This window comes from Streptomyces monticola (genome assembly GCF_042665355.1).
GTDB classification, from domain to species: Bacteria; Actinomycetota; Actinomycetes; order Streptomycetales; family Streptomycetaceae; genus Streptomyces; species Streptomyces monticola.
The window spans coordinates 325,214-339,721 of record NZ_JBHTCF010000003.1 but is presented as its reverse complement, the minus strand read 5'-3'; the positions used below and the strand labels follow the sequence as shown (position 1 = coordinate 339,721).

10 protein-coding genes are annotated in these 14,508 nt (G+C 71.7%); 4 read left to right on the top strand and 6 right to left on the bottom strand.

Annotated features, from left to right (window positions below; translation table 11 throughout):
• Nucleotides 1–78: 78 nt before the first annotated feature.
• Nucleotides 79–1,719: a GMC oxidoreductase gene (locus ACFQVC_RS09940; protein WP_381829036.1), complete on the bottom strand. Its 1,641-nt coding sequence runs from the start codon at nucleotides 1,717–1,719 to the stop codon at nucleotides 79–81.
• A gap of 181 nt (nucleotides 1,720–1,900) precedes the next feature.
• Nucleotides 1,901–3,799, bottom strand: a complete 1,899-nt coding sequence (locus tag ACFQVC_RS09935) for an AMP-dependent synthetase/ligase (protein ID WP_381829034.1) — start codon at nucleotides 3,797–3,799, stop codon at nucleotides 1,901–1,903.
• Nucleotides 3,800–4,052: 253 nt separating this feature from the next.
• Here ACFQVC_RS09935 and ACFQVC_RS09930 point away from each other — a divergent pair, with 253 nt between their 5' ends.
• Nucleotides 4,053–5,144 (top strand): acyltransferase family protein, encoded by a 1,092-nt coding sequence (locus tag ACFQVC_RS09930; RefSeq protein WP_381829032.1) that lies wholly within the window; start codon nucleotides 4,053–4,055, stop codon nucleotides 5,142–5,144.
• A gap of 51 nt (nucleotides 5,145–5,195) precedes the next feature.
• Here the strand turns inward: ACFQVC_RS09930 and ACFQVC_RS09925 are convergent, their stop codons facing one another.
• A complete protein-coding gene (locus tag ACFQVC_RS09925; protein ID WP_381829030.1) occupies nucleotides 5,196–8,474 on the bottom strand; it encodes an acetyl-CoA carboxylase family protein in 3,279 nt (1,092 codons plus the stop codon).
• A gap of 94 nt (nucleotides 8,475–8,568) precedes the next feature.
• Between ACFQVC_RS09925 and ACFQVC_RS09920 the strand changes: the two genes are divergently transcribed.
• Nucleotides 8,569–9,195, top strand: a complete 627-nt coding sequence (locus ACFQVC_RS09920) for a TetR/AcrR family transcriptional regulator (protein WP_381829028.1) — start codon at nucleotides 8,569–8,571, stop codon at nucleotides 9,193–9,195.
• 89 nt (nucleotides 9,196–9,284) lie between these two features.
• Nucleotides 9,285–11,102 carry an AMP-binding protein gene (locus ACFQVC_RS09915; RefSeq protein ID WP_381829026.1) on the top strand — a complete coding sequence of 606 codons (1,818 nt, stop codon included), beginning with the start codon at nucleotides 9,285–9,287 and terminating at the stop codon, nucleotides 11,100–11,102.
• On the opposite strand, the gene ACFQVC_RS09910 is transcribed toward ACFQVC_RS09915, so the two are convergent.
• The 3 genes from ACFQVC_RS09910 to ACFQVC_RS09900 form a co-directional block, all read right to left on the bottom strand.
• On the bottom strand, nucleotides 11,050–11,778 hold the full coding sequence (locus ACFQVC_RS09910; protein WP_381829536.1) for an HAD family hydrolase: 729 nt from the start codon (nucleotides 11,776–11,778) through the stop codon (nucleotides 11,050–11,052). The two genes, ACFQVC_RS09915 and ACFQVC_RS09910, sit on opposite strands and share 53 nt — an antisense overlap.
• Nucleotides 11,779–11,851: 73 nt before the next feature.
• The gene (locus tag ACFQVC_RS09905; protein ID WP_381829024.1) at nucleotides 11,852–12,169 is read right to left on the bottom strand and encodes a DUF6191 domain-containing protein; all 318 of its coding nucleotides are present in this window, start codon (nucleotides 12,167–12,169) and stop codon (nucleotides 11,852–11,854) included.
• Nucleotides 12,170–12,209: 40 nt separating this feature from the next.
• Nucleotides 12,210–12,698 carry an Lrp/AsnC family transcriptional regulator gene (locus ACFQVC_RS09900; RefSeq protein WP_381829022.1) on the bottom strand — a complete coding sequence of 163 codons (489 nt, stop codon included), beginning with the start codon at nucleotides 12,696–12,698 and terminating at the stop codon, nucleotides 12,210–12,212.
• A 222-nt stretch (nucleotides 12,699–12,920) separates the two neighbouring features.
• On the opposite strand from ACFQVC_RS09900, the gene ACFQVC_RS09895 reads away from it, so the two are divergent.
• Complete coding sequence (locus ACFQVC_RS09895) at nucleotides 12,921–14,414, top strand: FUSC family protein (RefSeq protein ID WP_381829020.1); 1,494 nt, start codon at nucleotides 12,921–12,923, stop codon at nucleotides 14,412–14,414.
• Nucleotides 14,415–14,508: the final 94 nt, after the last annotated feature.

The window sequence follows — 14,508 nt, the reverse complement described above, 5'->3', positions numbered from 1 at the left end:
GTTCCCGGGTTCCTGGGTTCCTGGGTTCCTGGGTTCCGGAGGGTCAGGGCGTACCGCGATTTCAGGAGGCGAAGCCGCTCAGAAGTCCGCCGCGATGATGCGCTCGATGTTGCGTTCGGCGAGCGCGGTGATGGTGACGAACGGGTTCACGCCGGCATTGCCGGGGATCAGGGCGCCGTCGATGACGTACAGGCCCGCATGCCCGTGCAGGCGCCCGTAGTTGTCGGTGGCCTTGCCGAGGACGGCGCCGCCGAGCGGGTGGTACGTGAGGTGGTCTCCCCAGATCTTGCTGCCGCCGAAGAGGTCGGTGCGGTAGATCGTGCCCTCCTTGGCGTTGATCTTGTCGAAGATGGTCTTGGCGGCGTCGATGGACGGCTGCTTCCAGGCGGTCTGCCAGTTCAGGTCGACCCGGCCGGCCGCAGCGTTCCAGGTGAACGCGGCACGGTTCGGGTTCCTGGTGATCGACAGATAGAACGAGGCGTACGTCTCGATCCCGGTCGGCAGCGGCGCCACCTCGGCGAACGCGCCGCCCGCGGCCCAGTTGTCGATCCCGGCGGTCGGCATGGACGCCTGCAGTTTCCCGGTGGCGTCCCACATGTGGTTGGCGCGGCCGCACATGACGTTGCCGTTGTCGCCCCAGCCCTTGCCGATCTCACCGTTCAGCAGCGGGAGTTGGCCCTTGGCCTTGAGTTTCACCAGCAGTTTGGTGGTGCCGACACTGCCCGCCGCGAAGAACACGCGGTCCGCGGTGACGGCCTTCGTGGCGGTGACGGCGCCGGTGGTGTCGAGCTGCTCGATGGCGACCGTATAGCCGCCGCCCGCCGCCGGGGCGACCGAAGTCACCCGGTGCAGCGGCGAGACGGTGACCCGTCCGGTCTGTGCGGCCCGGGCCAGATAGGTCTTCTGGAGGGTCTTCTTGCCGTGGTTGTTGCCGTACAGGACCTCGCCGACGAGGGCCGACTTGGGGACGTTGCCGGTGGCCTCCTGCTTCATGTACTCCCAGTCGTACACATTGGGCACGAAGACGAACGGGAAGCCGGAGCGCTGGGCGTGCTTGCGGCCGACACGTGCGTACTGGTAGCAGGCGGCGCTCTCCCACCAGGCCGGGTCCACATGGGCGACGCCGAGGCCCGTGTTGGCGCGCGGGTAGTAGGTCGCGTACATCTCGTCGGCGTTGACGGTCGGCAGTACGGCGCCGAAGTTCTCCCTTCTGGGGGTCACGGCCATGCCGCCGTTCACCAGGGAGCCGCCGCCGACGCCGCGGCCCTGGTACACGGTGATGCCGGCGAACTCCTCGGCGTCCAGGACACCGGTGAAGCGCGGTACGTCCTTGTCGATCGGGAAGCCGAGGAAGCTGCTCAGGGGCTGCTTGGTGCGGGTGCGCAGCCAGAAGGATCGGTAGTCGGGCGCGGTCGTGTTGGCGAAGATCTTGCCGTCCGAGCCCGGGGTGTCCCAGGCCATGCCCATCTCGACCATGTGCACGTCGACGCCCGCCTGGGCGAGGCGGAGGGCGGCGACGGAGCCGCCGTAGCCGCTGCCGATCACCAGGGCCGGGACGGCGGCACCGTCGGCGAGCAAGCGCGGTGCGGGGATGGGCCGTTCGGCGGCCACGGCGTGACCGCCGAGCACCGAGACCCCAAGAATAGAACCAGTTGCAGCAATGAATCTTCGGCGCGACACATCCTTTGGGTCCGGGCTGTGCTGGGCAGTTGACGTCATGTGAGGTTCCTCACTCTCACAGGAATGGGAACGTGTTCGTACTGCTGCCCGCGTAACAAGTCACGCCATACTTAAGGGTAATTTCACGCCATGCCGGTGCGGCGTACTTGCCGCACACGTGTCAACGCCCGCGCCATGCCGCGCCGCGCGGCATGCCGCGCCCGCGCCGCGTCCGCGCCGCTCAGTGTCCGTAGAGCGCGTCGATCTCCTTGGCGAAGTCCCGCACGATGGCCGAGCGCCGCAGCTTCAGGGAGGGCGTCAGATGGCCCTCGTCCTCGGTGAAGTCCTGCGCCAGAACGGTGAATTCACGGATCGACTCGGCGCGTGAGACCAGGCGGTTGGCGTCGTCAACGGCGCGCCGCAGCGTCTCGCGCAGCTCCGGGTCGTGGACCAGCTGTTCGAGCGGCAGGTCTTCCTTGTGCTTCATCCTCCGCCAGTGCGCGATGCCGTCCGGATCGAGGGTGAGCAGCGCCGTGATGTAGGGGCGGCTCTCGCCGACGACCAGGCACTGCCCGATCAGCGGGTGCGCGCGCAGCCAGTCCTCCAGCGGGCCGGGCGCCATGTTCTTGCCCGAGGAGGTGACGATGATGTCCTTCTTGCGCCCGGTGATGGTCAAGTGGCCCTCGTCGTCGAGCGATCCGATGTCGCCGGTGGCGAACCACTCGTCGGGGGATGCGGGGATCACCGTGCAGTTCGGCCCGTCCCAGTAGCCGTAGAACACCTGGCCGCCGCTGAGCAGCACCTCGCCGTCGTCGGCGATCCGGATCCGGGTGCCGGGCAGCGGCCAGCCGACCGTGCCGAAGCGGGGGCGCAGCGGCGGGGTGACCGTGGCCGCCGCGGTGGTCTCCGTCAGGCCGTACCCCTCGAAGACGGCGATGCCCGCGCCCGCGTAGAAGGCCGCGAGGCGTCGCCCGAGCCGGGAGCCGCCGCAGATCGCGTACCGCACCCTGCCGCCGAGCGCGGCCCGGATCCGGCGGTAGACGAGCAGGTCGTACAGCTGCCTGGCGGCCCGCAGCCAAAGGGCGGGGCCGCGGCCGCCGTTGAGGGCGCGCTCCAGGGCGAGGCCGTAGCGCTCGGCGATCCGCGCGGCCCGGTCGAAGGATGAGGCGCGCCCCATCTGCTCGGCGGTGGCCCGGCCGGTGTGGAAGACCTTCTCCAGGACATACGGGATGACGAGCAGGAACGTGGGCCTGAACCCGTCGAGATCCGCGAGGAGTTCCTCGGTCTTGATGCTCGTGCCGTGCCCGAGCCGTACCCGCGCCCGCAGACAGCCCACCGCCACCATCCGTCCGAACACATGCGACAGCGGCAGGAACAGCAGGGTCGACGCGGGTTCCTTGGAGACCGACTTGAACACCGGGTAGAGCAGTTCGATGGCGTTGTCGACCTCGGCCAGGAAGTTGCCGTGCGTCAGCACACAGCCCTTGGGGCGGCCCGTGGTGCCCGAGGTGTACATGAGCGTGGCGATGTGCTTGGGGGCGAGCTCGGTGCGGCGCTCGTGCACCTGGTGCGCGGGGATGTCCCGGCCCTCGTCCATGAGTTCGTCGATGAAGCCGCGCTCCAGGGTCCACACCCGCCCCAGGTCGGGAAGCCGGTCCCGCTCCAGATCGACGGAGGCCGCCTGCGCCTCCGTCTCCACGAGCAGCGCGACGGCCGCCGAGTCCTGCAGGATCCAGCGGGTCTGGTACGCCGAAGAGGTCGGGTACACGGGCACGGTGACCAGGCCCACGGCCCACGCGGCGAAGTCGAAGAGCGTCCACTCGTAGCGCGTGCTCATCATGATCGCGACCCGGTCGCCGGTCTTCAGGCCCTTGGCGATCAACCCCCGTGCCACGGCGAGCACTTCGGCGGCGAAGGCCTCCGCGCTGACGTCCCGCCAGGTGCCGTCGGGCCGCTTGCGGCTGAGCACGAACTCGTGCGGCGCGTCGCGCGCGTTGTCGAAGGGGATGTCCGCGAGCGAGCCCCACGCGGCGGGCGGCACGAGATGAGGGACGCCGGCCTCGCGCACGGTGCCGTCGACGGTGGCCTTCTCCGGCTCGACGGGCGGCGGCGTGTCGGCGGTGGGCCGGAGATGGCGCATGCTCACAGGCGTCCTCCGATGGTGACGGCGGCCGCACGGCCGCGATCAAGCTGCGGCCCGGAGCATCCCGCTCGGCAGGGGAGTTGGCAAGAGGGACGGCAGCGTTCACCAGGGCGGCATCGACCAAAATGGGCATGGGCAAGCCCCAGCCGATGTGGCCGTACGCAGACCGGCCGGATCCGGGCAGGGACTGAGGCGGCCCCGTCTCGTTCACAGAGGGAAAGGATCAAGAACCACAGGAAGCAGCCGTACGGTGACCCTCTCCGCGCCCCTTGCCCCACTGCGCCGCCATCTCACCCAGACCCGGCCGCATCCGCCGTCAGGAAGCGCCTCCTCAGGACGCGACCCCTTCTTCGACAACGCCAAGTTCCTGCTCGTCGTGCTGGTGGTCATCGGCCACAACTGGGCCGCTCTCGTACGGGACATGGAGACCGTCAAGGCCGCCTACGCCGTCGTCTACCTCTTCCACATGCCGGCGTTCATCCTCCTCTGTGGGCTCTTCTCGCGCGGCTTCACCGGCAGCGCCGAACAGATCAGGACACTGATCGCCCGCGTCCTCGTGCCCTATCTGGTCTTCACCGTCGCCTACAAGGCCTGCTACGCCCTGGTCTCCGGCGCGTCCTTCACCCTCACGCCCACCGAACCGACGTATCTGCTCTGGTTCCTGATCGCGCTGTTCCTGTGGCGGCTCACCGTGCCCGTGTGGCAGGCGGTGCGCTTTCCCGTCGCCGTCTCCGTGGCCCTCTCGCTCGCCGCGGGCCTGACCGGCATGGGCTACGACCTGGCGCTGCCGCGCGTGCTGATGTTCCTGCCGTGGTTCGTCCTCGGCCTGCAGCTGCGGCCCGAGCACTTTCTGCGGATCCGCACCCGCGCGATGCGCCGCTGGGCGCCGTGCGTGCTGCTCGGGACCGTCGCCGTGGCCTATGTCCTCGCGCCGCACATCAACGCCAACTGGCTGTACATGCGCGCCAACCACGCCGAACTGCACACCGGTTCCCTCGCCTACGTCGCGATGCGGCTCGCGCTCTTCGGGGTCTCCGCCGCCCTGATCGTGGCGTTCTTCGCGCTCGTGCCCGGCCGCCGCACCGCCTTCACCGCGCTCGGCGCGGCCACCATGTTCCCGTTTCTGGTGCACGGACTGCTGGTACAGGCGGGCAAGGCGTACGGCGTATACGAGCTGCTCGCCCGTCTCGGTGCCACCGCGGCCGTGCTCCTGGCGCTGCTCAGCGTCGCGGTGACGCTGGTCCTTTCCAGTGCGCCGGTTCGCCGTGTCCTGCGCCCCGTCGTCGAGCCCCGCTTCCCGCGCAGCCTCACACCCACGACGCGCGCCGCCGGCGACAGCTGAGCCAGGCGAGCCCCGAGTTCCGCGCCCCCAGGCTCCAGGCCGGGGTCGCTCTCACCACGTATCGACGAAACCCCGGCGCGGACCCTCGCCGCGAGGCTCGGCCCGCCATCCGTCCAGGGCGGCGAGGATCCAGCGCCGGGAGTCCGCCGGGTCGATCACCGCGTCGATCTCCAGGGCCGCCGCGGCGTTGACCGCCTTGCCGTGCTCGTACAGCTCGGCGACCCGCTCCTGGAAGGCGCGTTCCCGCTCCTCGGGATCGGTGAGGGCCGCGAGCTCCTTGCGGTAGCCGAGCCGTACCGCGCCCTCCAGGCCCATACCTCCCAGCTCGCCGCTCGGCCAGGCGGCCGTGGCCAGGGGCGCCCGGGTGGAGCCGCCGAGCATCGCCATCGCGCCCAGGCCGTACGCCTTGCGCAGGATCAGGCCGATCACGGGCACGTTCAGATTCGCGCCGGCGACGAAGAGCCGGGCGAAGTGGCGTACCGTCGCGGTGCGTTCGGCGTCAGGGCCGACCATGAACCCCGGGGTGTCGCACAGCGAGAGCACCGGCAGGCCGAACGCGTCGCACAGCTGCAGAAAGCGCGCCGCCTTGTCCGCCGCGTCCCGGTCGAGCGCGCCGCCCAAGTGGGCCGGGTTGTTGGCGAGCAGCCCGAGCGGCCGGCCCTCGACCCGCACCAGCGCCGTGACCACACCGGTGCCGAAGCCGCGGCGCAGCTCCAGGACCGAGTCATGGTCGGCAAGGCCCGTGACCGCGGCGCGGATGTCGTACACACGCCGCCGGTTCTCCGGCACCACATGCCGCAGGAGCCGCTCGTCCGGCGCCTCCCAACTGCCCTGCTCCCCTTGGAAGTACGACAGATAGCGCCGGGCCAGGCGCACCGCGTCGGCCTCGTCGGCCGCCGCGATGTCCACCACGCCGTTGGGCACCTGCACCGCCATCGGGCCCACGTCCTGCGGCCGGTGCACACCGAGCCCGCCGCCCTCGATCATCGCGGGGCCGCCCATACCGATCGATGCCTCCGGCGTGGCGATGACCACGTCACAGCAGCCGAGCAGCGCCGCGTTACCGGCGAAGCAGCGGCCGCTCGCGATGCCGACCAGGGGCACCAGACCGCTGAGCCGACCCATCTGATGGAACGTCATCACATTGAGCCCCGCGATGGAGGTGGTGTCCGTGTCGCCAGGACGGCCGCCACCGCCCTCCGCGAACAGCACCACGGGCAGCCGTCGTTCCTCGGCCAGATGCAGCATCCGGTCCGTCTTGCGGTGGTTCTGCAGCCCCTGGGTGCCCGCGAGCACGGTGTAGTCGTACGACATGGCCACGCACGGGGCGCCGTCGATCCGCCCGGTGCCGGTGACCATGCCGTCCGCGGGCGTGGAGACGATCAGGTCCTCCAGGGAGCGGCGACGGCGCTGCGCGGCGATCGCCAGGGCGCCGAACTCCGTGAAACTGCCCTCGTCGCACAGATCCTGGATGTTCTCGCGGGCCGTACGGCGGCCGATGGCGTGCCGCTTGGCGACGGCGTCGGGGCGCTGCTCGTCCAGGCCGACGGCGTGCCGCCGCAACGCCTCCGCCAGGTCGGGGCGGATGATGCCGGGATCGGTGTCCGGCTCGCCGCCCTCGTCCGTGGCGGAGTCCGCGATCACGTCGAGTACGGCCAGAGGTTCCGCCTCGGTGACGGTCTCGCCCACGCGCGCGTGCAGGGCGATGACGGTGCCGGCCGCGTCGGCGCGCACGACATGCTCCATCTTCATCGCCTCCAGGACCAGGAGCTGCTGTCCGGCGCGCACCTCTTCGCCCGGGGCGACGTCGACCGTGACGACGGTGCCGGTCATGGGTGCGGTGACCGTGCCGTTCCCGTGCGGGGTGACTGTCCCGTTCCCGTGCGGGGTGACCGCGCCGTTCTCGTGCGAGGCGACCGCACCCGACCCGCCGCCCGGGGGCACGGTGTCGTCGGCGGCCGCGAGGAGCTCGCCCAGATGCGCCCCGACAAAACCTGTGCCGACCCCGCCCGCGATGAACGCGGGATGGTCAAGAACCGCACGCAGCAAGGGAATCGAGGTCCGCACCCCCTCCACGGTGAACTCGCCGAGCGCCCGTCGCGCCCGTGCGCAGGCCGCCGCGAAGCCGCCGCCCGGTACCTGCGCGACGACCTTGGCGAGCAGCGAGTCGTAGCGCACCCCCACCACATCGCCCGTACGGGCCGCCGTGTCCACCCGCACGCCGGGCCCCGTGGGGACTTCGAACCGCGACAGGGTGCCCGACGAAGGGGTGACGGTGCCGTCTGGCAGCGCGGACTCGGCGTTGACCCGCGCCTGGACCGCGAAGCCGCGAGGACGCGGCGGGGGAGCGGACAGACCTACGTCGCCGAGGGATTCCCCGGCCGCCAGGCGCAGTTGGACCTGCACCAGGTCCACGCCGGTGACCTCCTCGGTCACCGTGTGCTCGACCTGGAGCCGCGGATTGGCCTCGATGAAGTGGAACTCCTCGCCCCTGACGAGGAATTCGAAGGTGCCGAGCCCGCCGTAGCGGGTGGCGCGGGCCATCCGCAGGGCGCACTCCAGGAGCCGGTCCAGGGCCGCGGCCGGGAGATCGGGAGCCGGGGCGATCTCGATGAGCTTCTGGTGGCGGCGCTGCACACTGCAGTCCCGCTCCCACAGATGCGTGACGGCGCCGGTGCCGTCCCCGGCGATCTGCACCTCGATGTGCCGGGCACCGTCGAGCAGCCGCTCGACGTACAACTCGCCGCGCCCGAAGCCCTGCAGCGCCTCCGAGCGGCAGCGCTCCCACGCCCCGGCCAGCTCGTCCGCACCGCGTACGGCCCGCATGCCGCGGCCGCCGCCACCCGCGACCGCCTTCACCATCACCGCGGCGTCCGGGCCGAGCCCGGCGAGGAACTGAGCGGCTTCGGCCAGGGTCGTGGGCCCGTCGGTGCCCGCCACGACCGGCACGCCGAGGTCCACGGCGAGAGCGCGGGCACGCGCCTTGTCGCCGAACAGAGCGAGGACCTCCGGCGCGGGCCCCACGAACCGCACCCCGGCGTCCTCGCACCGCGCGGCGAAGCCGGCGTCCTCGCTGAGGAAGCCGTAGCCGGGGTGCAGCAGGGAGCACCCGGTGCGGCGCGCGGCGGCAAGGACGGCTTCGCCGTCGAGATGGGCCGCAGGGCCCGTACCCGCCAACGCCACTGCGTCATCCGCCAGTTGGGCATGGCGCGCGGCCGCCTCGTCCTCGGCGTGGACCGCGACCGTGCGAAGACCCGCCTCGGCGGCGGCGCGTACGATCCGGACGGCGATCTCGCCCCGGTTGGCGACGAGTACGGCGGCAGACCCCATGAACCCAACCCCTCCAGCACTCACGTCCCGGGCGGACCCGCCCCGGCGCCGCCATGCTCATTGACATTGACATCAACGTCAATATGCTCGCCGCGTGGCACGCACTCACAAGGCCTGGGCGACCCGTACCGCCCGCGACCGCAGCGACACCCCCGCCCGCGGCCGCCTCCTCGACGCGGCCGAGACCGTCTTCGCGCGGCGCGGCTACGGCCCCGCGACCATCGCCGACATCACCGCGCAGGCCGAGGTGTCGCGGGCCAGCTTCTACGTCTACTTCGCCTCCAAGGAGGAGGTGTTCCGGGTGCTCGCGGCCCGCGTACGCGACGCGTTCCTCGCCGCGCAGGACGTGCCCGGAGTCGACCTCGACGACGCCCACGCCGTCGCCGAGGCCTCGACGGCCGCGTTCATCGCCGCCTACGCCGAGCATCTGCCGCTGCTGCGCCTGGTGGAACAGCAGGCGCAGGCCGACACCGAAGTGGCCGCGCTGTGGCAGGAGATCCAGGAGCGTCCGGTACGCCGGCACGCCCGCTACATCCGCCGCCTCGCCGCGGAGGGCCGGGCCGCACCGGTCGCAGAACCGCTCGCCGTGGCGCGTGCGGTCGGCGGCATGTCGGTCCAGTTCGCCCGGCTTACGGCCGGGCGGCCGAGTGCGTACAGCAAGGCCGTACGCGACGTGACGGTCATGTATCTCCATCTGCTGGGAGTCGCCCCGCACCGCTGAACCGCTCCGGGCCGCCCGCATCAGCCCGTCGTCCGTCGAACGCCGTCCGTTGACCCCGACCGTCGTCCGCCGTCCGAAGGAGACGCACTGTGCCCCCTGTGCATGGCGAGAATCTCGCCGTCGCGTACGAGAAGCACCTCGGCGACCTGCGCGCCCGCCAGGCAGCGGCGCGGCGTGGCCGGCAGCGCGGCACGGTCGTGCACGCCGCGGGCGAGCTTCCGGTCGCCGGATACGTGCGGCACTGGGCGCGGCTCACCCCGGACAAGCCCGCTGTGGTGTTCGCGGGGTCCACCACGACGTACCGCCAACTCGACGCGTACACCGACCGGTTGGCGGGCTGGCTTGCGGCCCGAGGAGTGCGGCCCGGCGACCGGGTCGCCGTCCATCTGCCCAACTCCGCGCACTTCGTGGTCGCCATGCTCGCCGTGCTGCGGCTGGGAGCCGTGCACGTTCCGGTGAACCCGATGTTCCGTGCCGCCGAACTCCGTCACGAACTGGCCGACTCGGGCGCGGAGACGGTCATCGCGGCCGAGCCGCTGCTGCCGCTGCTCGACGAGGTGCGGGCGGAGACCGCGGTACGCAGGGTTCTGCCGGTCAGCCCGGAAGGCATCGGCCCGGAAGGCATCGGCCCGGAGGGTGGGGGAGAGGCCTGGCGAACAGCCCTCGCCCACGCGCCGCTCGGCCGGATCGCCGACGACCTGGACGCACTCGCCGCCCTCAACTACACCGGCGGCACCACCGGCCTCCCGAAAGGCTGCGAGCACACCCAGCGCCACATGATCTACACGGCCACAGCCATCGACAACGGCCGCACGCTCGCGCCGGGCGGTGACGGGGCTCCCACACCCGGCGAGGGCAGGGCTCCCGCACCCGGCGAGGGCAGGGCTCCCGCACCCGGCGAAGGCGCGGCTCCCGCATCGAGCGACGGCGGCATCGTCTCTCTCTGCTACCTGCCCGTGTTCTGGATAGCCGGCGAGAACCTCGGCATCCTCGCGCCGCTGGTCTCCGGCGGCACCAGTGTCCTGCTCGCCCGCTGGGACCCGGAGAAAGCCCTGCACGCGATCGAGCAGCATGCCGTTACCACCATGGCCGGCACCGTGGAGAACTACCTCGAACTCCTCGACCTGCTCGGCCGCCCCGACTGCGCCCACCGCGACCTGAGCAGCCTCACCGCCCCGCTGACCGTCTCCTTCATCCGCAAGCTCAGCCCTCAACTGCGCGACCGCTGGCGGGAGTCGACGCACCCTGGCAGCGTGCTGCGCGAGGCCTCGTACGGCATGACCGAGACCCACACCAGCGACACCAACACGCTCGGCTTCCAGGACGGCGACCGGGATCTGTCCCCCGACTCGACGTTCTGCGGACTGCCCGTGCCCGGCACCGACATCCTCGTCGCGGACTTCGCCACCGGCGCGCCCCTGCCGCTCGGCGAACCCGGCGAGATCCTCGTCCGCGGACCGTCCGTCCTCACCCGCTACTGGCGTGCGCCCGAGGCCACCGCCACCGCCCTGCGCGGCGGCTGGCTGCACACCGGTGACATCGGCCGTCTCGACGAGGACGGCTGTCTGCACTACCTCGGCCGCGACAAGGACATGATCAAGGTCAAGGGCATGAGCGTCTTCCCCGCCGAAGTGGAGACGCTGCTCGCCCGGCACCCTGAGGTCCTCGCCGCCGCCGTGGTCGCCGTCGACGACCCGGAAACGGGCCAGCGGCCCTACGCGTATGTGCGCACCCGACCCGGCTCGGCGCTCACCGCCGACGAGCTGCGGAACTGGGCGGCCGCCACTATGGCGACGTACAAAGTGCCCGTCGTGGAACTCCTCGACGACCTGCCGCTCACCGCCACCGGAAAGATCAGGAAGACGGAGCTGTCCGCACGAGCCAGTCGTACGCGGCCCGCGCCGTGAACTCGTCCTGGCCGCCGGGGAAGAGGAGCCCCGCGGTCGCGAACGCCGGATCGTCCGCGCTCGCCGCCACATACGGAATCGCGACGCACCGCATGCCCGCCTTGTGCGCGGCGACCGCGCCCGGCGCGGCGTCCTCCATGACGACACAGTCGGCCGGCCGCACACCGAGCCGGCGGGCCGCTTCGAGAAAGACATCCGGCTCCGGCTTGCCGTGCTCCACCTCCTCGGCGGAGACGACGGTGGTCAGCAGTGCGTCGAGCCCGGTGCCCCGCAGGATCGCGGTGATCGCCGCGCGCGAGGAACCGGAGGCCACGGCCATCGGCACCCCTGCCGCGTGCAGCAACTCCACGAAGGCCCGCATCTCGGGGTACGCGTGCGTCTCGGCGGCGGCCAGCTCCAGATAGCGCCGGTTCTTCTCGGCGAGCAGTTCCTCGAGGGGCGCCGTAAGGCCGTACTTCTCGCGCCACAGGGCCAGCGTCTCTGCGGTGGAGATGCCCACGTACTCCTCATGGTCGGACCAGCTGAAGTCCGGGACGCCGTGCCGGGCGAGCAGCTGCCGCCCGGCCTCGAAGTAGTTCGGTTCGCTGTCCACCAGCGTGCCGTCCAGATCGAAGACGACGGAGGTGCGGGCGAGAGGGTGGGGGGCGCCGTGCGGGCCGCTGCTCGAGGTGCTCATGCTGCTCATGCCTTCAAGCATGCCAAGAGGCAGATCATTGCGACTGCCGCCGGTCCCTACGGCCCCTCGGTCGCTACGGCGTTCCGGGCAGCCGGACCACGGCCGTACCGCCGTCCAGATCCACGCTGGTCCGGTGCGGCGGCGCACCGTCCTCCTCGTCGTCGCGCTGCAGCAGCGCCGACTGCCGCTCCTTGAGCTCGTTCTGCTTGCCCGGCGAGAAGCTCGCGTGGAGCTGCTCGAAGCCGGTCGCGGAGATCTGCCCCTGCCGTGCGCTGTTGCGCCACGGCAGCACCCCGGCCCGTCCCGCCCGCATCAGCAGCTGGTCGGCGAAGGCCACGAGGGTCAGCAGGATGACCAGGCCCGGCAGGGTCATGAAGACGACGAACTCCATGTGCCGAGTATCCAGGGCCGCGCCGCACGCCGGGAAGGGGCTAGGGGGCGGGACGGGCGGGGGCCGTGCGGTCGACCGAGTCGAGCAGGCCCGTCATCCGGTACGGAACCCGCTCACGCAGGGCCACTTCCGTGCGGGTCCTGACCACCCCGGGCAGCTGGATGAGCTGCTGGATCACATCTTCGAGGTGGGCGTTGTCGCGGGCCGCGACCCGGGTCAGGAGATCGCCGCCGCCGGTGATCGAGAAGGCCTCGATGATCTCGGGCACGGAGGCCAGGGCGTCCCCCAGCTCGTCCAGATGTCCTTGCGTGACCTCGACGTGCACGAAGGCCAGGACGGGGTGGCCGAGAGCCGCGGGGGAGAGGGTCGGCCCGGTGCCGGTGATCACCCCGTCCCGCTCGAGGCGGTCGAGCCTGGCCTGCAGCGTGCCGCGGGCGACCCCCAGCACGCGCGCGTACTCCCGCACGCTGGTCCGCGGCTGCTCCAGGAGCAACCGGAGGATCTTGGTGTCGAGTGCGTCCACCGCCATGGTCCGTTGGCCTCCCGTACGCCTGCGATATTCGCGTACGACTGTACCAATGGCCCAGTCAGGTAGGAGCCGGTTGAGCCAGTGACCTTGCTGATGCTTTCCTTATGGCATCGATGGCGCTGCGGGTAGGACCCGTGGCGCCTTTGCCATGTCGGATGCCGGCACGCGCGCGGGAGCGCGGGTGCCCGGTCGAGCAGGGGGTGGACCGCGGTAGTGAAGCGGATGTTCGTGGCACCGGATCCAGGTCGAGTACGGCTGCGGACCTCACTGCGGGCCGTGCTCGGAGTCGGCCTCGCGGTGGCCGCCGCCGAGTGCGCCGGGTTCTCCCTGACCGCGTCCATCTCCGGCGGCCTCGCGGCGCTGCTCGCGCTGTTCACCGTCGGCGACGCCACCGTGCGCCGCCAGGCCGTCACGACACTGCTGCTGCCCGTCGCCGGGTTCCCGGTGCTCGCCGTCGCGGCCGCCCTGCACGGACTTCCGCTGCTGCGCGACACCGCCTTCGTCGCGGTCGTCTTCTGCGGTGTCTACGCCCGGCGCTGGGGACCGCGCGGCCACGCGCTCGGCATCTTCGCCTTCATGATGTTCTTCGTCACCCAGTTCCTGCACGCCGTACCCGCGCAGCTCCCCGAGCTGTACGCGGCCGTGGGCCTGGCGATCGCCGCGTCCTGTGCGGTGCGGTTCGGAGTGTGGTGCATCGAACGGCGCACCCCGCCCGCCGTACCGCCGGCGCCGCTCGCGGGGCTCGGTCTGCGCCGCCCGTCCACACGGCAGGCGTTCCAGGCGGCCGCGGCCTGCGCCTTCGCGGTGGCCGTCGGCCAGATCGTCTCCGGCGACCGCTGGTACTGGGCCGTCGGCACCGCCTGGTGGATCTTCGTCAACACCGCCTCGCGCGGCGAGACCCTGGTCCGTGGCTTCCGCCGGGTCGTCGGCACCGTCGTCGGTATCGCCGCCGGGCTCCTCATCGCCGTACCGCTGCACGGTGCGCCCGCGCCCACGGCCGCCCTGGTCGCGGTCTGCGTCTTCGGCATCTTCTACACAGCGGCGCCCTCCTACTCCTGGATGATGTTCTTCGTCACGGTCATGGCGGGACTGCTCTACGGCCTCCTGGGCGTCCTTCACCCGGGCCTGCTCGCCCTGCGCTTCGCGGAGACCGCGATCGGCGCGCTCGGCGCGGCCCTCGCCGTCACGCTGATCCTGCCGATCACCACCCACACCGCCACCGACGCCTGGATCGCGCGCGCCCTGCGCCGGGTGCACAGCTGCACCTCGCTCGCCGCCGCCCGGCTCGCGGGCGACGCCGCCGCCGATCCCGCGCCGCACGCCGCCGAACTCGAAGCGCTCCTGGCCCGGGTACGGATGGCGCTCGCCCCGCTCGTGCACCCGCTCAACCCGCAGCGCGCCCGCAAGGCCCGCGCCCGGCAGATCCTCGCCCTGCTCGACGACTGCGCGCGCGAGGTGCGCGGCCTCATCTCGGTCGCCGCCGACCCGGACGCCTCCCACGACGCCCGCCTCGCGGCGGCCTGCTGGCGCGTCGAGGCCGCCGTGCAGGCACTCACGTCACGGGACGTGGCACCGCCCTCGCGGTCCGCACGCCCGGCGCCCGCCGCCGAAACCGCCGGCCCCGCGGACGGTCGCGCACTCGCCCACCTGCACGGCCTGGAACAGGCCCTCGTGCAGTTGGCGGCCCCGCTGCAGGGTTCGGCGCGGACGTCCTGAGCGGCGGCTCGTACGGAATCAGGACCCATACGGAATCAGGACCCATACGGAATCAGGACCCGTACGCAACGCGACACCGTCCTGACCAGGCCGC

Excerpts from the sequence above, each read along its gene's own strand:
- ACFQVC_RS09895 (WP_381829020.1), top strand. The coding sequence starts at position 12,921 with ATGTTCGTGGCACCGGATCCAGGTCGAGTACGGCTGCGGACCTCACTG.
- ACFQVC_RS09910 (WP_381829536.1), bottom strand. The coding sequence starts at position 11,778 with ATGAGCACCTCGAGCAGCGGCCCGCACGGCGCCCCCCACCCTCTCGCC.
- ACFQVC_RS09905 (WP_381829024.1), bottom strand. The coding sequence starts at position 12,169 with ATGGAGTTCGTCGTCTTCATGACCCTGCCGGGCCTGGTCATCCTGCTG.
- ACFQVC_RS09940 (WP_381829036.1), bottom strand. The coding sequence starts at position 1,719 with ATGACGTCAACTGCCCAGCACAGCCCGGACCCAAAGGATGTGTCGCGC.
- ACFQVC_RS09935 (WP_381829034.1), bottom strand. The coding sequence starts at position 3,799 with ATGCGCCATCTCCGGCCCACCGCCGACACGCCGCCGCCCGTCGAGCCG.
- ACFQVC_RS09925 (WP_381829030.1), bottom strand. The coding sequence starts at position 8,474 with ATGGGGTCTGCCGCCGTACTCGTCGCCAACCGGGGCGAGATCGCCGTC.
- ACFQVC_RS09900 (WP_381829022.1), bottom strand. The coding sequence starts at position 12,698 with ATGGCGGTGGACGCACTCGACACCAAGATCCTCCGGTTGCTCCTGGAG.